Annotated in this window: 17 protein-coding genes; 5 read left to right on the top strand and 12 right to left on the bottom strand. The window is 55.5% G+C overall.

The genetic code is table 11. The annotated features are described in order from the left end of the window. Positions 1-3: 3 nt before the first annotated feature. The 9 genes from AC3B8H_RS02400 to mmoX form a co-directional block, all read right to left on the bottom strand. Positions 4-1,752 carry a sigma-54-dependent Fis family transcriptional regulator gene (locus AC3B8H_RS02400; protein ID WP_488440020.1) on the bottom strand — a complete coding sequence of 583 codons (1,749 nt, stop codon included), beginning with the start codon at positions 1,750-1,752 and terminating at the stop codon, positions 4-6. 224 nt (positions 1,753-1,976) lie between these two features. Further along, positions 1,977-3,659, bottom strand: coding sequence for a chaperonin GroEL (gene groEL, locus AC3B8H_RS02395; protein WP_488440019.1), 1,683 nt, complete (start codon positions 3,657-3,659; stop codon positions 1,977-1,979). Between the two features lie 184 nt (positions 3,660-3,843). Continuing rightward, the gene (locus tag AC3B8H_RS02390; protein WP_488440018.1) at positions 3,844-4,131 is read right to left on the bottom strand and encodes a hypothetical protein; all 288 of its coding nucleotides are present in this window, start codon (positions 4,129-4,131) and stop codon (positions 3,844-3,846) included. 5 nt (positions 4,132-4,136) lie between these two features. Next, positions 4,137-5,168 (bottom strand): aromatic/alkene monooxygenase hydroxylase FAD-binding subunit MmoC, encoded by a 1,032-nt coding sequence (gene mmoC, locus AC3B8H_RS02385; protein ID WP_488440017.1) that lies wholly within the window; start codon positions 5,166-5,168, stop codon positions 4,137-4,139. Position 5,169: 1 nt separating this feature from the next. Further along, complete coding sequence (gene mmoD, locus AC3B8H_RS02380) at positions 5,170-5,433, bottom strand: soluble methane monooxygenase-binding protein MmoD (RefSeq protein ID WP_488440016.1); 264 nt, start codon at positions 5,431-5,433, stop codon at positions 5,170-5,172. Between the two features lie 166 nt (positions 5,434-5,599). Next, positions 5,600-6,103 carry an aromatic/alkene monooxygenase hydroxylase subunit gamma gene (gene mmoZ / locus AC3B8H_RS02375; RefSeq protein WP_488440015.1) on the bottom strand — a complete coding sequence of 168 codons (504 nt, stop codon included), beginning with the start codon at positions 6,101-6,103 and terminating at the stop codon, positions 5,600-5,602. 12 nt (positions 6,104-6,115) lie between these two features. Beyond that, positions 6,116-6,538, bottom strand: coding sequence for a methane monooxygenase regulator MmoB (gene mmoB / locus AC3B8H_RS02370; protein WP_064028391.1), 423 nt, complete (start codon positions 6,536-6,538; stop codon positions 6,116-6,118). A gap of 10 nt (positions 6,539-6,548) precedes the next feature. Then, positions 6,549-7,727: an aromatic/alkene monooxygenase hydroxylase subunit beta gene (mmoY, locus tag AC3B8H_RS02365; protein WP_488440014.1), complete on the bottom strand. Its 1,179-nt coding sequence runs from the start codon at positions 7,725-7,727 to the stop codon at positions 6,549-6,551. A gap of 35 nt (positions 7,728-7,762) precedes the next feature. Further along, positions 7,763-9,346, bottom strand: coding sequence for an aromatic/alkene monooxygenase hydroxylase subunit alpha (gene mmoX, locus AC3B8H_RS02360; RefSeq protein WP_488440013.1), 1,584 nt, complete (start codon positions 9,344-9,346; stop codon positions 7,763-7,765). Between the two features lie 352 nt (positions 9,347-9,698). On the opposite strand from mmoX, the gene AC3B8H_RS02355 reads away from it, so the two are divergent. Further along, the gene (locus tag AC3B8H_RS02355) at positions 9,699-10,154 is read left to right on the top strand and encodes a hypothetical protein (protein WP_488440012.1); all 456 of its coding nucleotides are present in this window, start codon (positions 9,699-9,701) and stop codon (positions 10,152-10,154) included. A 65-nt stretch (positions 10,155-10,219) separates the two neighbouring features. On the opposite strand, the gene AC3B8H_RS02350 is transcribed toward AC3B8H_RS02355, so the two are convergent. Continuing rightward, positions 10,220-12,106, bottom strand: coding sequence for a potassium transporter Kup (locus tag AC3B8H_RS02350; protein ID WP_488440011.1), 1,887 nt, complete (start codon positions 12,104-12,106; stop codon positions 10,220-10,222). 236 nt (positions 12,107-12,342) lie between these two features. On the opposite strand from AC3B8H_RS02350, the gene AC3B8H_RS02345 reads away from it, so the two are divergent. From AC3B8H_RS02345 to AC3B8H_RS02335, 3 genes are read left to right on the top strand one after another with little or no spacing between them, the layout of a single operon-like run. Then, on the top strand, positions 12,343-13,137 hold the full coding sequence (locus AC3B8H_RS02345; RefSeq protein WP_488440010.1) for an energy transducer TonB: 795 nt from the start codon (positions 12,343-12,345) through the stop codon (positions 13,135-13,137). A 14-nt stretch (positions 13,138-13,151) separates the two neighbouring features. Continuing rightward, a complete protein-coding gene (locus tag AC3B8H_RS02340; RefSeq protein ID WP_488440009.1) occupies positions 13,152-13,820 on the top strand; it encodes a MotA/TolQ/ExbB proton channel family protein in 669 nt (222 codons plus the stop codon). Positions 13,821-13,823: 3 nt separating this feature from the next. Then, complete coding sequence (locus tag AC3B8H_RS02335; RefSeq protein WP_488440008.1) at positions 13,824-14,234, top strand: ExbD/TolR family protein; 411 nt, start codon at positions 13,824-13,826, stop codon at positions 14,232-14,234. A 23-nt stretch (positions 14,235-14,257) separates the two neighbouring features. Here the strand turns inward: AC3B8H_RS02335 and AC3B8H_RS02330 are convergent, their stop codons facing one another. Continuing rightward, a complete protein-coding gene (locus tag AC3B8H_RS02330; protein ID WP_488440007.1) occupies positions 14,258-14,746 on the bottom strand; it encodes a TlpA family protein disulfide reductase in 489 nt (162 codons plus the stop codon). 132 nt (positions 14,747-14,878) lie between these two features. Continuing rightward, positions 14,879-15,151, bottom strand: a complete 273-nt coding sequence (locus tag AC3B8H_RS02325) for a hypothetical protein (protein WP_488440006.1) — start codon at positions 15,149-15,151, stop codon at positions 14,879-14,881. Here AC3B8H_RS02325 and AC3B8H_RS02320 point away from each other — a divergent pair. After that, positions 15,150-17,567, top strand: coding sequence for a TonB-dependent receptor (locus AC3B8H_RS02320; RefSeq protein WP_488440005.1), 2,418 nt, complete (start codon positions 15,150-15,152; stop codon positions 17,565-17,567). The genes AC3B8H_RS02325 and AC3B8H_RS02320 overlap by 2 nt on opposite strands. Positions 17,568-17,805 lie beyond the last annotated feature (238 nt).

Below are 17,805 nucleotides of genomic sequence, written 5' to 3'. Positions count from 1 at the left end.
GTGTTATTCGCCGGCCATGCGACTCAAACCGAACCGGTCGATTTTTTTATACAGCGTGGTCCGGGTAATACCTAGCGCCTTGGCCGCCTGCGAAATGTTACCGGCGCAGGCCCGCAACGTGGTTTTGATGCCGTAAAGCTCCCAGTCCTCCAACGTCATCGTCCGGCCCGGCTGCGATGCCTTGAGCGGCGCCTCCAATTCGGGCCTGGCTTCCTGCTCGGTTTTCGCCAGCTCCGCGACAAAATCCACCGGCAGATCCTCCCGCGTGATGAAATTACCGCCGGCGGTATACAGCGTGGCGCGGATTACGTTGATCAATTGCCGAATATTGCCGGGCCAGGGGTGCTGCTCTATCAGCGCAATAACGCTGGGGCAGATGCCGATGGCCTGCGCGTTCGGCATTTTGGCGAGTTCGCGCTGCAGGATATGGTGGATGATGGCCAGTTTGTCCTGCCGTTCGCGCAACGGCGGCAAATGGATTTGCGCACCGTTGAGGCGGTAATACAAGTCGCGCCGAAAACGACCGGCCTCAACCGCATCCAGCAGCGGCACATTGGTGGCCGCGACGATCTGTACGTCGACCCGAATCGGCTTGGCGCCGCCAACCGGCGTGAATTCCGAGGTTTCCAGCACCCGGAGCAACGTGGATTGCAAATCCAGGCTCATGTCGCCGATTTCGTCCAAAAACAAAATCCCGCCGTCGGCCAGCAAAAACTTGCCCGGCTTGCCGCCGCTACGGGCGCCGGTGAAACTGCCGGCCTCGTAGCCGAATAGCTCGCTTTCGATCAGATCGTGCGGTATCGAAGCGCAATTGATCGCGATCAGCGGTTGCTCCCGACGCGGCCCGGCCTGCTTGAGCAGATTGACGAAGTGATCCTTGCCGACGCCGGATTCGCCGGTGATCAGGATAGGAATCTTGTATTGCTGCAACTTAACCGCCTTATCAACCAAGGCCGCCAGTTGCTCGGACATCGCCGGCTCTTCGGTGTGCGGCGGCTTTTTCGCTAATTTGAACGGGATTTTTTCCAAGACCCTGGCTTGCGCCGCCGGACTGCGAGTCAGCGGCAGATTGGTATTCAACACGACGCAGAGCAGGTGCAAAAAGGCGAACAACGAATTCATGCTCTCCTGGCGATCGGCAACCAATCCGATCACCGCCAGCAATTCGCCGTTGTCGTCCAGCAACGGGTAACCGACGGTGCTGAACGGGTGTAACAGACTCAGGAAATGCTCCATTCCCTGGAATGCGATCGGGCGTTTTAGCAACGCGGCGCTACCGATCCCGTTATTTCCCAACACGGCTTCACTCCAACGGCTGTTCTGTTCGTACAGGTTGCGCATGAATGGGCTGGGGAAGGGATTTTCTCCCAAAACCTGCAGCAGCGCGCCGTCGGCGGCGGCCAATACCAGCATCACGCCGGCTTCCTTTAAAAATACGTGGAACTGGTGGCCCAGGTCGGCCAGCGACTCGGCGATTTGTTGGGATTGGGCATCGCCTCCGGCCGTGCCCTGACCCGAGCGCTGCCAGTTGGCGAAATTCCCCAGCGGTAATTGGTAATCCTCCAAGCAACGCCGCCAGGCTTCGGCCACTTCCGGCCGCACCCAGTCGCTCTGGTCCGGCACGGAGCGGGTCTGATTCATCCAGCGCCAGGCTTGAACCGGGCGGTCGACTTCGAATTCCAGCGTACGCTTGTGCAGAAACGTTTCCTGAACAATTCTGGCGGTTTCGGGTAACCGTAACGCAATATCCATTTCTTGTCTCGATGTCCGGGCGCCGATTTTGGTTTTGGCGCGAAACTAAATAAAAAACAGCGGCTTAGACTGCTTTTCGTTCGTTTTGAGTAGAACGCGCACCATAACAAAATAAAAAAAAGAGGCAATGCGACATAACGTCACATTGCCTGTTCTCGGAGTTGCAAGATTCCCGGAGCGGAGAATCCTCTAGTCGAGAGAGGAGGTTTAAGAGGTAGGTTGCATCACGCGCGCGGGTCCTCGCGGGTCGCCGCGGCCCATTCCGGCGAATAGCCGGCCATAATGGTAGGATCGGGCACATCCATCACCACCGATTCGCTGGCCATTAGCGTGCCAACGATGCTCACTGCGTTTCGTAATCCCAAGCGAACGACCTTCACCGGATCGATGATGCCAATGTCCAAGAAGGGGCCCAAGCGTTGCCGTTGCGTATCAAAGGCGTAGTTTGAGCCGGCATGCCGGCGTAGTTCGGCCGCGACGGCTTCGCCGTTCAATCCCGCATTGCCGAGCAATTGCCGCAACGGCGCGGATAAGGCTTGGCTTAAAATCGCCACGCCGCGCTGTTGCTCGGCGTTCTCGGCGATCACCTCGTCCAGGACCGCCGAAATGGCGGCTAGCCCGGCGCCGCCGCCCGGCATCACGCCTTCCTCAAGCGCCGCTTGCGCGGACTTGTAGGCATTTTCGATGCGTACCAGGCGTTCCTTGATTTCGATGTCGGTGATGCCGCCCACGCTAAACACGCCGGTCTTAGCGGACAACATCGCGATGCGTTCTTCCAGCTCGTCGGCTTCATGCTGATTGCCGGTTGGCGAGCCATCGCCGGGTTTTCGGGCACGCACGTCCGCGAGTGCCCGACGTAAGCCGGACACGACGCGCGCCACGGCCTCCCGATCACCGGCACCGGCCAGTATCGTGGTGGTTTCCGCGCCGACGATGGCTCGTTCCGCTTGACCCAATTGTTCCAGAGTCAAATCTTCCAACCGGGTACCGTGGCTTTGCAACACCGGCGTGGCGCCGGTTAACAAGGCTAAGTCGTTCAGCCGGTCCAGACGACGGTCACCAAAACCGGGCGGTTTGACCGCAACGGTCTTGAACACGCCGCGGATGTGATTCAGCAACATCCCGGTCAACGCGTTGTCGCGGACATCCTCGGCGATCACCAATAGCGAACGGTGCTGGTCGGCCACTTGCTCCAGGATGGGTACCAGATCCATCAGATCGACGATCTCCCGGTCGCAAAGCAAGATGTAAGGCCGTTCCAATTCCGCCGTGGCCCGGCCGCGGTCGGTGACGAAATACGGCGACAAATAGCCCTGATCGTAGCGAATACCTTCGACGACATCCAATTCGTCGTCGCGGCCGTTACCCAGTTGAAAGGTCAAGGGGCCGTCATGGCCCAATTCGGCGAAGGCGCGGTTGAGCAATGCGCCAACGCCCGGCTCGTCCTTGCTAGCCACCGCCGCGATCCGGGCGATCCAGTCCGGCGTCACGTCGGTCAGCGCTCGACGCCGCAATTCGATTTCAACCAGCGTCAGCGCCAAGTCCAGGCCTTTTTGCAATTGCAGCGGATGGAAGCCGGCCGCGATGCTTTTCAAACATTCCGCCGCGATCGCGCGAGCCAGTACGATCGCGGTGGTGGTACCGTCGCCGACTTGGCGCGACACCGACCCGGCCACATCGCGCAGCATTCTACCGCCCAAGTCGGCCACTCGATCTTCAAGGATGATCGAGTTGGCCACCGTCACGCCATCGCGAGTAAAGATCGGCGGCATGCCGTCGGTGCGGTGCTGAATCAGCACCGCCGGCCCGGAACTACCCAATGTCGCCGCCGCGGCCCTGGCCACGGTGTCCATGCCTTGCATAATTCGCAAGCGGGCCTCGGGGTTGTAAATAATTTGTTTGCTCATAAGTCTCGTATGCTGGTGATAGGCCGGCACGCCTCGCCAACTCGGATACTCCCCTGAGGAGAACCGGCGCGGGCATGGGCCAATGTTCGAAAAATCCAATCCATCCCCGAAAAGCCGTTCGTCCGGAACCGCTTTTCATGAAGGTATCCGTTACCTTTGGGAAAGATTGGGATAGTGGCCGCGATCAAGTTCGGTTTTTCATCAACGCCTGGCCCGCCCGCGCCCGCGACAATCTGGCCCGTTTCAGCCTGAGCCAAACCCAGGTCAGTTTTTTGTCGTTATGGTCCAACGCCAATCTGAAGGCCTCCTCGTCTTCGGACGGCATGCGCCGCTCCCAGTATTCGAGCAACTCGGCCACCCGCTCTTCGCCGAGTTTGGCGACCAAGCGGCTTTCTTCGGCGGTCAGCGCGCGAATGCTGTCTTCCAGTTCCATGACCATTTCGTTGATAAACGCTTGATCTTCGCTTTTCATCGGAATCAAGCGGCGCTAGGCAAAAATTTTTCCAGATAAATTTTGTCGCGGGGAATGCCGACTTCGGCGCAGACCGCATAGGTGGCATCGACCATGCCCGGCGGACCGCACAAATACAAATCGGGTTTGACGCCGGTACCCTGTAGATCGCGGCGCAGAATATCGACGACGCTACCTTTCTCGCCATGCCAGCCGTCGCTGGCCTTCCACACGCAAATCCGCACCGACAAGGTCGGCATGGCTTGTTGTAGCTGCTGAAGCTGGTCGGCGTAGAACACTTCCTGTTCGGTATTGACGCCGAAATAAATCACGCTCTGCTGAGGCTCTTCCCATTCGTGCATGCGGCGCACCATCGATAAAATCGGCGCCAGTCCGGTGCCGCCCGCCACGAAGTAGCGCGGCGTAAAACCGTTTTCCTTCAATCCGAACACGCCCAAGGGCCCGACTACGTGTATCGTCTGACCGACATAGGCATCCTGCTGCAAATAAGACGAAAACTTACCGTTATCGACGATCCGAATCAAAAACTCCAGCTCGCCGCGATTGTTGGCGGTATTGGCCGGTGAATAAGACCGACTGATGTCCGTGCCCGGAATGACCAAGTTGTAGTACTGTCCCGAATCCAGGCGGATCTGCTGATCGTCGCCCAGCTTTTGCAAGCACAATTTCACGACATTGCTGGACACCTGCGCCAATTCGACAATTTCGGCGTCGAATTCCAAGCCCTCCGGCGAAAACGAAATCCGGTCATAGGTATACGGCACTTCGATTTCCAGATCGGTCGTCGGGAAACAACGGCATAACAACACGAAACCCTCTTCGGCCTCGTCGGGCGGCAGGGCCTGAACACTGACCTTACCGATTTCGTAATCACCTTCCGTGCAAAATCCCTTGCAGGTCGCGCAACCGCCTTCCCGGCATGAAGCCATCAGATAAATGTCCTGGCGCAAGCCGGCGCTGATGATGTCTTCGTCGTCCCCGCAATCGAAGGCGACCGATTCGCCGTCCTCGGTCTTAATTTTGACGTTATGCATCATGTTAGGCGTCTCCCTGGCCGACGCGCGCCGCGGCGACATTGAAAAACGCCATCACGTGCTCTACCGCCCGGCGGGAGGCGTCCAGTGTCAAGGAGCACCCTTCTTGCACCGGTTTGCGGTCGCGGTAGATGGTCCAGCGCCACATGAAGTCCAAGTCTTCGCCAAACGCGGTATAGGGGGCAACATCGTATAACTTGGTCAGCGGCGCCGTAGCGTCCGGATACGGCAGTGGCGTCGCCGTTTTGATATTGGCTAGTAAGTCCATCGTGCTATCTATCGAGTTAGATTGAGAATAAGCCGAGACGCGATCCGGCGTCCCAACCAGAAACGGGGAAAGAAGAGCCCGCCATCCATGGCGGAACCCTAACATGCCGACAACCGGGCCTCCCGCATACGAATAAAGGCCCGCTCGCCGGCAATTCGATGGCCGACTATTGCAGCGTTACGACTCTGACGCCGCGCACTTTACGCAGCTCTTCCAGAGACATTTCGTAATAGTCGGTGTTACGCAATTCCATCAGCTTGGTGCCGAGAATACGGTCGGTGTCCATGAACACGTTGACCGGCATCATCGGTGGCTTGTAGGCTTGGCGGAAACCGATATGGATTTTCTCCGCCGCGAATTTATCGGTGCAGGCCGCCATTTTGGCGAGCACCGCATCCGCTTCCTTCTGGGCATCGGCACCGTTGGCGCATTGGTTTTGGATTTGCTGATCGTTCAACTCCTTGTGTTTCAACAAGGCTACCTTTTCCTCGAGCTTGCACTCGATCCAGCCCCAATCGAGTTCAAGATCATAGCTCGCACGAAGCGGCGTGGTGTACTTGAGACGAAACTCGTTAAGCATTTCCACGCCTTTGGCCAGCGTATTGAGCGAACCGATTTTTTTGATCCATTCATCGCGAACCGGGTTGTCATGAATGTTGTAATTTGCCATGGGTAAAAACTCCTATGATTTCAGGTCTTCCAATTGACGATCCAGGCCCATCAGCTCGGAAGTGATGGTGAATTTCTCGCCCAGGGTAAAGGCGCGGCCGATCGTGGACGAAACGTCCACCAGGAAGTCATAGACGCTGAAATGACGACCCAGCAATTCCGAAACTTCCTCGCAATCGACTTCGATCTTGCCGGTGGCTTTCAACCACCAGTAGCCGGCGCGGTCTTCGACCACCAAGGTCGGGTTGTCGGCCTTGCGGTCGCCCAGCAAGATTTCGTCAACGACGATGTTGATCTCGTCGGATTTTTTCAGCACCAGAACCACTTCGTTGCTTTCATGCACCACTTGGTTTTCTTCGGCGAAATACTCGTCGGCAAAGGCTTTGCCGGTTTTGGCCATAATGCCGGCGCCATACGCGTTAGAACTGACTGACATGTTGCTCTCCTTATTTCAAGCCTTGCAGAATGGTTTTGATAATGGCGGCCTTGTCGAATTTGTAGCTGACTTTGTCGGCATAATCGAGTTTCCAGTCGTCGAAGACCCGCTCCAATGCAGCCTCGACGGCATCCTTGCTGGTCACGCCGGGAATGGTCGGGATTTTTGCAAAAATGCCCATGAAGTCCTGCAATGCTTGCACGGTTCTTGGCAACCACTTGTCGGTCCAAGCCCGCATCATCCGGCGGTTGTAGTCGCCAAACTCGGCATCGTCACCCAGACATTCGAAGAACATGTCGGAAGTGATGCCCTTGGTTTGCGAGAAATACAGCTGCATTTGGTTGATGAAAAACGGCGTCAAGGTATCGCCGTAATAGGACGACAGGCGTTGGAAGAACTCGCGACGCACGAACTGACCGAACAAGGGGTCGTAAACCATGTGGCAAGACCACAGGATTTCGTTCCAGTCGTAAGTGGCTTGCCAGATGTCCTGAACGGTTTCGCGAGCACCTTTGTAGATGCTGCCTTGCGTCCATTCGCGTTTCGGCTCGTCGGTGGACTCGGGGAAGCCAGGCACTAATTTCGCCAAAAAGGTTCTTTCCAATTGGATCATCTGCGCGTTATCGACTTTATCGAAGCCGATCATCGCGATACTCATCCGCAAGGTGTCACCCAAGCAGTCGCGAGATGCCGAGGAATGCGCGTTGAACAAACCGTATTCGTTGAAGCAAAACGCGCCAAGATAGTCGTTCAATACTTCGTCCCGCCAAATGGGGTCGATCGAGCGAACTTGACCTTCCGATGAATAGGCCAGCAGGAAGCGATCGGTATAACGCCATTCTTCCGCTTTGTCTTTCACGTAAGGCGCGTGCCAGCGTTTGGCCGGATCGCGGTGCTTGTGCCAATCGGTGGAATGCAGTTCGGTGGTCTCGTTACCCCAGGACGGGCGGCCGCCGTGGAATTTTTGGGTCCAATCGCCCCAGTCCAAGCCACCCGGAATCCAGTCCGGCGTGGGTTGCGCGTAGCAGGTCAATACTTCGTATTCAGTCAGCCGGCGACCGCGCGGCTTAACGAAATAGTTCATCTTGCGTTGTGTATCCAGCGGCTGATCGGGAATGGCTTCCAGAATCTCTCTAACCATGTCCGGATCGGTCAATCCGCGTTTTCCTTGTTGTACTTGTACAGACATTGAGCTGTCTCCTAAGATAGTGGTGAGAACGACGGTTACAGTGCGTCCAGCGGGTCTTTAAACACGCAGTTCAACTTTTTGATGTCGTCCAAGGTCCACAACTTGCCGTTTTTGCTGGTGTGCGGTTGGGCGATCAAGGTTTTGCCGTCGCTACGCACGCCGTGCTGTTCGGCGATCACTTCGGACAACTCGCGTCCCGCGTATTGTTCGAACATGTTTTGGCATTCGTAACGTTCCGGCTCGCTCAACCACATGCGCTCGCCCCATTCGTCGCTGAACGAATGTTTTTTGCCGTTGTACTCGTGGACCCGCAAGGTGCTGGCGCCTTTGCACAATGAAGGGCAGAACGGGACTTGCGAAACGCGATCGATATAGATCGGGTGATTGTTTTCGATGAACCACATCAACGGAATGAAGCCGCTGTTCGGATCTTCGCAACCGCGAGCGCGCCACTCGTCGTAGATTTTGCCGTAGTGGTCGTACCAGCCTGGATAGTTGGCTTCGAACCAATCCGCTTCTTCCTTGGTTGGCAGAGTCAAACGGAAAAAGCCAGTCGGCCACAAGGCGTAGGCCAGCAAGAACAGGTCGTGGTGGGCCCAGTAAGCGTCTTTTTTCGCATCGCGCAAGCTGCGTGGCGATTCGACACCGTATTTGCCCAGACGGCCGATCCAGATGCCACCCCAATCTTCGTAAACCCAACGGTTCCAGGTTTTGACCCAAGGCTCGACTTTGAATTTGGAGCCGTATTCGAACAACATACCCAATACCGGCGTGAAGTACTTTTGTTGGGTCCAGAACGCGTTGTTCAAATCGGTGTTCAAATATTTGGATGCCGCCGCGTCGTTGGCGATGGACACCACGGTTTGATAACCGTTGGCCATATGCCGCAACTCGTCGGTTTCGATCGACAGGAACACGGTCGGGGTAATTTCGTCGCCGTTGGCCGCCGCCCATTCGGTGATCGCGACGATCAACGGATTGGTGAAGCAGGCCTCGCCGACCAATTGCAGGTTAACCGAGCACTCGACCGCGTCGCCGGAAATGAAGCCGTCGGAAAATACCCGTTTCATGCCTTTCCACAGCGGCCCGATGGTGCGGGTGCGGCGCGCGTCGTTGTGGCCTGCCGGATCGTGGAAATGTTTGCTGAAGTAATAGTTCACATAACCACATTGGTTGGTGTGGCGAATTTCATCCAACACCTGGGCCAAGTAGCCGTTTTTTTGCTCCGGCGCGGACGCCGAATCCCACAGCATGCCGGTGGCGGCAATGGCGTTATATTCGCCGACTTCCAAAAAGTTGGAAGCCACTTTCATCGTTTCGCCCCATTTGGGGTGCACGCGATTGCCCGCATCCAGACGAGTCAGCACGTCTTGCAAGCTGCCGAATTGGCGTTCGTCCTTGACCGATTCCATTCTGGCGTATTCCTTGGCGATCAGTTTGAACTGTTCCTTGGTTTCGTTCGCCATTTTGTACTTGGTAGGATACTTGGTCCGATTTTTGTCAAAGTCCCAAGTGAAACTTTGCAACCACCGATGGACTTCCTGGGCGTTGACGCTGGTTGGCGCGCGGTTGACGGCCAAGGCATCGGTTGCGGCTTTTGTTGCTGCACTTATAGCCATGTTGATTCCTCATTGTACTGTTATAGGTTTGAACGAGGCCGGCGCCGATCAGCGGGGTGCTTTTCGTCGTCTTGAAGTGCTTTCATCTGCGGGCGGCGCAGGCCTCGGTGCCTATTAGTGCAAGCAACGTACCAACTTGATAAAACATAATATTATTGATTTAAATCAAAATCTTAAGCACATAAAACCGCAATAGCGATTCAGCGGAATCAGCGTCCATTTTCTGGACGTTGCTTAGAAATAAGACGTTCAATCGAAGCGAGCGATTCGCGGCTATTAAGCGGCTATTAAGAGGACGCGGTTACTCTGGAGTCCACTTAACTCAAACGAGCGAATAGCCAAGAGGCTTTTTATGAAAACCCTGCAAGTCACGATATTGGCGATTGCCGCGTTCACCCTGTCGGGTTGTGCGACGGGTTATTACCAACGTGGCTACGCCGGTTACGGGTATGGTTCCGTTTACAGCGTGGATCAGCCCTATCAAGGCTACGGTAGTGGTTATTACTCTCCCGGTACCCAATTCAACTATGGCACCTATTACATTCAACCCGGTTACAACCGCGATCATCGCCACTGGGACCGCCACGAACACCATGAGCGGCACGAACCGAACTTCAGGGACCGTGAACATCACCTAGGCAACTGGCATCGCCGGAACGAGCGCCATGAGTGGCACGGCGGCGAGGACAACAGGGAACACGGCCATCGGGACCGGGCCGAGACAAGACGCGATTTCGGCGGCGGTTCAAGCGCCAATATGGCGGGCGGCGAACACCACCAGCATGATCACGGCCAACGCCGCCATTAAAGAATCGAAGTTGGGTAAGCGGCAACCCGCTGCTCCCGGGCTCTAGCCCAAGCGAATTTTAGCGGCTAAAGTTCGATACGAATGCCCAGCTCGATCACACGCTCGACCGGGATTTTGAAATACTCGATCGCACTGGTCGAGTTATGAGTCAGGAAACTAAATAAGGAACGTCGCCACTTCGGCATCGGGCTTTTGCGGCGGAACGCCAAACGTTCGCTACCGATGAAAAACGACACCGTTTTTTGGTTGATGTCCAAACCCTCGTGGCAGCACAGTTGCAAGGCCCGGCGCACATCCTGTTCCTCCTGAAAGCCGAAATACAGCTTCACCCGGTAAAAACTGCGGTTGTGGCCGAACGCCCGGATTTTTACGCGATGCGATTCGTCGACATAAGGCTCTTCGGTGGTCACAATCGTCAACACGATGATCTTCTCGTGCAGCACCCGGTTATGCTCCAGGTTATGCAACAAGACCTGCGGCACCCCGTGCATGCTACGAGCCATGTAAATCGCGGTACCGGGCACGGTGACCGGCGGCTGGGTCTTCAAGCGCTCTTCCAGTTCCTCGAATAACACCCGCCTATCCTCAAGATACTTGGTCAGTAATTCGCGCCCCTTGATCCAGGTCGTCATCACCAAGAACAATATCGCGCCCACCACCAGCGGCAGCCAGCCGCCGGTCGGAATCTTCAAGCTGTTGGACGCCAAGAACAACAAATCCACCGACAGGAAAATCGATAGAAATGCGATGCTGGTGGGGCGATTCCAACGCCACAAGCCCTGAATGACGATGAAAGCCAATATCGTGTCGACGATCATGGTACCGGTCACGGCAATGCCGTAAGCAGAGGCCAACGCCGAAGCCGATTTAAAACTTAGCACCAGCACGAACACGCATACCGCCATCAAACCATTGATGGCCGGCACGTAAACCTGGCGCATTTCATAGCCGGAGGTATGCCGCACGGTCATCCGCGGACAATAGCCTAGCTGTATCGCCTGCCGGGTCACCGAAAACGCGCCGGAAATCACGGCCTGCGACGCGATCACCGTAGTCAGTGTCGACAAAATCAGTAACGGATATTGTGCCCAATTCGGCGCCAACAGATAAAACGGATTGCTGATCGCCGACGGATCGCGAATCAGCAAGGCGCCTTGGCCAAAATAATTCAGCATTAGCGCCGGAAAAACCACGCTAAACCAGGCGTAGCGGATAGGCTTCAAACCAAAATGGCCCATGTCGGCGTACAAGGCCTCGGCGCCGGTGATGACCAACACAATGGCCCCCATGATCAAAAAGCCCTTCCAACCGATCTCCACCAACAAATGCAGGGCATGGAAGGGATTGACCGCCATCAATACCTCGGGCGCGCTACCGATGTTGACAATACCCAGCAACGCTAGCGTGGCGAACCAAGCGCACATGATCGGCGAGAACAAGCGGCCAACGACGCCGGTCCCCTTGGCCTGCAAGATAAACAATAAGCACAGGACCGCGATTGCGGCGGGCACGATGTACTCGTGCAAACGGGGCGCGATGACCTTTAAGCCCTCCACCGCGCCCAACACCGAGATCGCCGGCGTGATAATGCTATCGCCGTAAAACAACGAGGCACCCAGCAGCCCCAGCGTGACAATGAATACCTTACGGCGCGGATCGTTCCTGGCGCCTTGCAGCGCCAGCGCCATCAACGCCATGATGCCGCCTTCGCCACGGTTGTCGGCCCGCATGATGAATGTGGCGTATTTGGAGCTCACGACCAATGTCAGCGACCAAAAGATCAGCGACAACACCCCGAGCACGTGCTCGGTATCTGTAGCCAGACCACCGTGAAACACCTCTTTCATCGCATAAAGCGGACTCGTGCCGATATCGCCGAACACCACGCCGATGGCGCTTAACGCGAGGGTGGAAAGTTTTTCCTTGGCGGGGAATGGGTGTTTCGAAGGCATGGCAAGTGTTGGATGCAAGCGAAAAGCTGTTGAAATTATGCCACAGAACCCAGGATTGACCGCAATCGCAATTCTTTGGTGGGGATTTTAATTTCTGAAGCGTCTTATGTTAATGAGACTGTTTTGCCGGAAACGACCAGCTCGCAAGCGAAGCGAAGTTCGTCCCGGGCCGGCAAATAACTTACAATGTAAGATCGAATTTAGAACCTGCATACCTTCCAGCACTGATTGCATTCATGTATTTATTTAAAACCCACGAAGAGGCTTTGCAGACCAGCCCGCTAGCGAACTTTGGCGGCACGGGACCGGCTCCTCGGGCGGCGAGCGATTCGGTTTGGCGGGATTTGCTGGGCGAGGAACGACCTTCCAATATGCTGAGTTTGCTGAGCGTGTTGGTACTGCTGCTGCATGTTTGGGGACTACGGTACCTGTTGCAGCCGGTGGAAGCCCTGACTCAAGCGCAACCGCTGATGATGGAAGTTTCGATGATCGCGATCTCGGCGCCCAAGCCCAGCGTGTCGCCACCGCCGCCGGCCCCCGCGCCACCGGAGAAAAAGCCGCCCGAAGTCAAACCGAAACCCAAGCCCAAGCCGTTGCCTAAAAAGGCGCCGCCGATCGTCCAAAAAGCGCCGGAGTACGCGCCCAGCGAGGCGGCGGCCGAGACGCAGCCGACACCGGTGACCGCGCCGGCCAATCCGTCGCCGGCGGTCACCGCCACGCCCAGCACGGCAACTCAGGCCGAACCGTTCACCGAAGCCAATTTTCGCGCAAATTACGCGCACAACCCCAAGCCGGAATACCCGATGATAGCTAAAAGCCGGGGCTGGCAAGGGAAGGTATTGCTGAAAGTGCAAGTGTCCGCCGAAGGCTTGGCCGATAGCGTAGCCGTCGATCATAGCAGCGGCCACGAGGTTTTGGACGACTCGGCGGTGGAAGCCGTCAAACAATGGAAATTCATCCCGGCCAAGCGCGGCGAAACACCGGTGGCCAGCTCGGTGATCGTCCCCATCATCTTTACATTGCGTGAATAAAATCGGAGAAATTAATGCCCTACCATGTTGCCCCGGAATTGGTTATCGACGCCACGTTGTATACGTTGCTGGCGTTTTCGTTGATAACCTGGACTTTGATTTTTTTCAAAATCTGGCAATTCGCCAAGAACAACTATTACAACAAGCAATTCAACGAAGCATTTTGGGACTCCGCCGACTTATCCGCCGCCCAGCAATTGCCTTCCGAAAAACTGCGCGGCCCCAAAGCCCGCATCGCGACTTGCGGGTTTACCTGGCTGGCTGAAATGAGTCATCCGGAGACCTGTGCCAGCTTGCGATTCCGCGGCTCGCCCCAGGATTTGCTGGAGCAAACCTTGCGGCATCAAACCCAACTGGAACAACGCAAAATGGAAAGCGGCCTGACCATGCTGGCCAGCATCGGTAGCACCGCGCCGTTCGTAGGCTTGTTCGGCACCGTTCTGGGCATCATGCACGCGATGCACGACATCAGCGCCAGCGGCTCGGCCAGTCTGGACGTGGTCGCCGGCCCGATCGGCGACGCGCTGATCGCCACCGCGATCGGTATTGCCGTAGCGGTTCCGGCTGTATTGGCCTACAATTTTTTCATGCGGCGGGCCAAACACCACCGCGCCTCGCTGGAAAATTTCGTGGACGGTTTCCTGCATATCGCGTTCGGCGACAACGCCAAAGACAAGGAGTAATCAATGGGCTTTAAAACCAATTCCGAAGAAGACGAAGCCGTAAGCGAAATCAACGTCACGCCGCTGGTCGACGTGATGTTGGTATTGGTGATCATACTGCTGGTCACCGCGCCGCTGTTAACGCAATCGGTCAACGTGGCGCTGCCCAAGACCGCCTCGACCACTCCGGACACCGAAAAACAACCGATGCAACTCGGCATCGATGCTCAAGGCGGCGTCACCTTAAATAAAAACCCCATCGCCGACTTGGCGGCATTGGAGACCACGTTACAAGGCGAATTGGCCGCGAATCCCGAAATCGTGATTCACATTTACGCGGATCAAGGGGTTAACTACGGCAAGGTCGCCGAGGTCATGGCGACAGTGCAACATGCCGGTATATCGAAGCTGGCATTCGTCACCGTCGAGCAATAACGTATCAAAACGTTGCTTCAAAGCTAGCGCTTTAACTTGGCGAGTTCGGCCTCGAATTCATCCATCGTTAAGGCGCCGCTCTTGCCTACCCGCCGATGGGCGGCGTCAAAGAAATAGGTTCTTGGCAATTCTCCGAACCACGCCGGATCGATTTCATAGCGCAATTTTTCCGGATTCTCGTCGGCGAACACCCAGTTCTCCAGGGTCTCCAAACGCTCCTCCGCGATGATCCTGCGTATCTCCGGCAAAGCCTCGCCATCGTCGACCGCCAACATAACGATTTTCAGTGTCGGATGTTTTTCGTGTATTGCCTTCAAATTGGCCATGTCTTTCAGACAGGACGGGCAATCCACCGACCAGATCGCTAGCAGAAAAGGCTCATGGGCGGACGCGGCCAGCATTTGTCGATAACTATCGGACCGAAATGGCTTGAACACCAAGTCTTCGGCCCAAAGCGGATGCCACCCACCCATCGTCAACATAACCAGAACCAGCCAGCCTAGTGTTTTCATATTTTCCTCGGCAACACGGAACGAAACTCCGTTAAATAACATAGTTTTTTCGATTCGCCGCAATACTCGCGCGGCCCGACAATTTCAGACGCATTCTCGTCGCCAAATGATCGGAAATAGTTTGAACGGCGTCTAAGCGTTGAGTTCGAAAGCAAAACAAAAACCATCGCACTTTATCGCTGTTAAGTTGAATTTCGGTGATTTGCCTCGCTCCAGCGACAATTTTTTCTTTATATAACATAGTTTATTTTTATTCTTGTTGTCCGCCAGATAAAACCTTCTACTTATCAATACCTTGAATTGCAGGCGCTGATTTTGCTCGCCCACTGCGGTAAACAAAGCCTGGCGGACGCAAATTGATTCCGCGCCGGCGCAGCCTATTTCATTTTCAAGGAAACTCGACATGCGAGAAACTCTAAAAAAGACATCTTTGCTACTGACACTGCCCACCATCCTGTATTCCTTTAACTTGCAAGCGGCCGAAACCAAGGACGATACGCTAGCCGATGTCATCGTTTCCGAAGACTCCGAAGACGGTCGCCCCGAAAAACCGTCGAAGACCGACCTATCGACACCTAAAACCAAAATCTCCAAGAAAGACATTGCCGAAACCAACGCCGTCACCACCTCCGATTCGATCAAGTTCGAATCCGGCGTGTTCGTCAGACAGCGCTATATCGGCGATCCGAATGCGCCGGTCGGCATGCGCGGCTCCAACCCTTACCAAGGCGGCAGGGTCATGGTATTTATGGATGGCATGCCAATCTGGAATGCCTTGCAATATTCCTTCAACGGCTCGCCGCGCTGGGGATTGATCGGTCCGGGCGAAATCAAGTCGGTCGATATTCTGTCCGGCCCATTCTCCGCCGAATATAGCGGAAACGCCATGGGCGGCGTGATCAATTTCAATACCCTGCTACCGCAAAAACGTGAGGTCTATACGGAAGCAACCTACATCTTCCAACCCTACCAATTCGAAGGCACCAGTAAAAATCTGCAAGGATTTCGGACCTTCGGCTCTTACGGCGATAAATTCGGTGATTTCAGCAGCTACTTCTCTTACAACCATTTAGAGAACGAAGGCCAACCGATGACCACCTACAACTATTCGAATACTTCCGGAGCCAACGGCGGAGCGCTAAGAGCTTACACCTCCGGAACCGGCTCGGTCAGCGGCGCCTATCTTGAACGCAATCCCAGAGCCGTCGGCAGTCAGGCCAACCAAGGCGGTTATGCCGGCCAGCCGCGTCTGTCCTACGGCGACAGCGGAGTTGTCCACTCAGTGGACGATTTGTACAAATGGAAAGGCGGCTACCAAATCAATCCGCAACTCGACGCCTTGTTCACCGTGGCCTTCGAAAACCTGGACGTCACCAGTGTCGGCCAGACCTATTTGAAAAAGGCCGACGGCACCCCGGTGTACGGTAACGGCAGCACGACCTACAACTACAACGGCTTGCGGATCGTCCCGGTCGGGACCAACTTCGGCGCCAGCCAACAAAATCGGCAAACTCTAACGCTCGGCGGCGGCTTGAAAGGCCAACTGTTCGGCAATTGGAATACCGATACCCATGTCAGCTATTTTGACGTACTGCACGACCAGACGATCTCCTCATCCTTAAATCCCAGCGACCCCAACAATACCAACGCCGGCCAAATCAGCGATGTCGACAGCATGGGCTGGATCAATATTTCGACGAAATTCGACAACCAAAAGTTTTTCGATCGCGAAGATCTTTCCTTCTCGACCGGCATGGAATATCAACATGCCAAAATGTTTACCAGCCAATATAGTACCAGCAACTATACGAGCACCAATCGCGGCAGGCTAACCTTGCGTAGCGGCGGCGCAACCGACACCTACGGTCTGTTCGGCCAATTGTCCTGGCGTTTTATCCAGGACTGGGACGCCACATTCGGCAGCCGCTTGGAACGTTGGAACGTATCCGACGGCATTTATCTGTCCGGCAACAACGATTACTCGCCAAGAGACCGGCAAGCTTCGACGTGGTCGCCCAAGTTTTCGTTAGGTTACGAACCCGGCCGCTGGAAATTCCGCTACTCGGTCGCCAAGGCCTACCGGTTTCCGCTGGTCGGCGAATTGTTCGACAACTCCAACAGCTTGAGGGGTAGCGTCAGTCTGGCCAATTCGCTGTTAAAGCCGGAAGACGGAACCCATCACAACCTGATGGGGGAGTACGATTTCAATAACGGCTATATCCGTTTGAATCTGTTCCATGAAAACGTGCGCAACGCCATTTACAGTTCGACGATTTCCAACTCGCTGTTAATCGCCCAAGACCCCGCCACCTTCGGGCCGGGAGGCTTAAATCTGAACGCCGGCAACTTCAGCAGCATGTTGGCGTCGATCGACGAAGTGGAAATTAACGGTATCGATTTGACGATCAATCAGGACCGGATATTCGACTCGAATTTCGACATCAAACTGGACACGACGATTTTGAACTCGAAAATTCTAAAGAACGACGCCAACGTCAATTACGTCAGCAAGAGCTTTCCGCTGTTACCGGATTATCGTGCCAACCTGTTGACGACCTACCACTACGGCAAGGACTGGGACTTCTCGGTCGGCACCCGCTACCAAGGCAGAATGTACGCCCAACTCGACAACAAGGATCTGCAGTTACCGTACTACGCGGCATTTACCGAATCGGTCTACGTGGATTTGAAGGCCACTTACCGCTTCAACAACGCCGGCCATATTTCGGCGGGCGTCGACAATATCAACGACTACCAAGCCTTCTTTAACCATCCGTTGCCGCAAAGAACGTTCTTTGCTCAAATCGGCTATAAGTTTTAGGAGACAAACCAACGACCGAACGGCCGATTCCCTGCAGAGCCGTCCCGGATCCAGGGCAGCCAAGCAGTGGAAACAGCGTTGCCCGACAACCGCCGGCGACTTCCGAAACTTCAACCGGATCGCCGGCTAGCAGTTGATGACTATGACGAAAACCCTTGTTTTTACATTCGCGACACTTTGGCTTTTTAGCGGCTGCGCCGGACAAGCACGTTCGATCGAATCGCCAACCGTGGCCGAA

Source organism: Methylomonas sp. BG-2 (genome assembly GCF_057766305.1).
The sequence above is the reverse complement of the archived record's forward strand: the minus strand, read 5'-3'. Positions and strand labels throughout refer to the sequence as shown.

Excerpts from the sequence above, each read along its gene's own strand:
- AC3B8H_RS02400 (WP_488440020.1), bottom strand. The coding sequence starts at position 1,752 with ATGGATATTGCGTTACGGTTACCCGAAACCGCCAGAATTGTTCAGGAA.
- groEL (WP_488440019.1), bottom strand. The coding sequence starts at position 3,659 with ATGAGCAAACAAATTATTTACAACCCCGAGGCCCGCTTGCGAATTATG.
- AC3B8H_RS02390 (WP_488440018.1), bottom strand. The coding sequence starts at position 4,131 with ATGAAAAGCGAAGATCAAGCGTTTATCAACGAAATGGTCATGGAACTG.
- mmoC (WP_488440017.1), bottom strand. The coding sequence starts at position 5,168 with ATGATGCATAACGTCAAAATTAAGACCGAGGACGGCGAATCGGTCGCC.
- mmoD (WP_488440016.1), bottom strand. The coding sequence starts at position 5,433 with ATGGACTTACTAGCCAATATCAAAACGGCGACGCCACTGCCGTATCCG.
- mmoZ (WP_488440015.1), bottom strand. The coding sequence starts at position 6,103 with ATGGCAAATTACAACATTCATGACAACCCGGTTCGCGATGAATGGATC.
- mmoB (WP_064028391.1), bottom strand. The coding sequence starts at position 6,538 with ATGTCAGTCAGTTCTAACGCGTATGGCGCCGGCATTATGGCCAAAACC.
- mmoY (WP_488440014.1), bottom strand. The coding sequence starts at position 7,727 with ATGTCTGTACAAGTACAACAAGGAAAACGCGGATTGACCGATCCGGAC.
- mmoX (WP_488440013.1), bottom strand. The coding sequence starts at position 9,346 with ATGGCTATAAGTGCAGCAACAAAAGCCGCAACCGATGCCTTGGCCGTC.
- AC3B8H_RS02355 (WP_488440012.1), top strand. The coding sequence starts at position 9,699 with ATGAAAACCCTGCAAGTCACGATATTGGCGATTGCCGCGTTCACCCTG.
- AC3B8H_RS02350 (WP_488440011.1), bottom strand. The coding sequence starts at position 12,106 with ATGCCTTCGAAACACCCATTCCCCGCCAAGGAAAAACTTTCCACCCTC.
- AC3B8H_RS02345 (WP_488440010.1), top strand. The coding sequence starts at position 12,343 with ATGTATTTATTTAAAACCCACGAAGAGGCTTTGCAGACCAGCCCGCTA.
- AC3B8H_RS02340 (WP_488440009.1), top strand. The coding sequence starts at position 13,152 with ATGCCCTACCATGTTGCCCCGGAATTGGTTATCGACGCCACGTTGTAT.
- AC3B8H_RS02335 (WP_488440008.1), top strand. The coding sequence starts at position 13,824 with ATGGGCTTTAAAACCAATTCCGAAGAAGACGAAGCCGTAAGCGAAATC.
- AC3B8H_RS02330 (WP_488440007.1), bottom strand. The coding sequence starts at position 14,746 with ATGAAAACACTAGGCTGGCTGGTTCTGGTTATGTTGACGATGGGTGGG.
- AC3B8H_RS02320 (WP_488440005.1), top strand. The coding sequence starts at position 15,150 with ATGCGAGAAACTCTAAAAAAGACATCTTTGCTACTGACACTGCCCACC.
- AC3B8H_RS02325 (WP_488440006.1), bottom strand. The coding sequence starts at position 15,151 with ATGTCGAGTTTCCTTGAAAATGAAATAGGCTGCGCCGGCGCGGAATCA.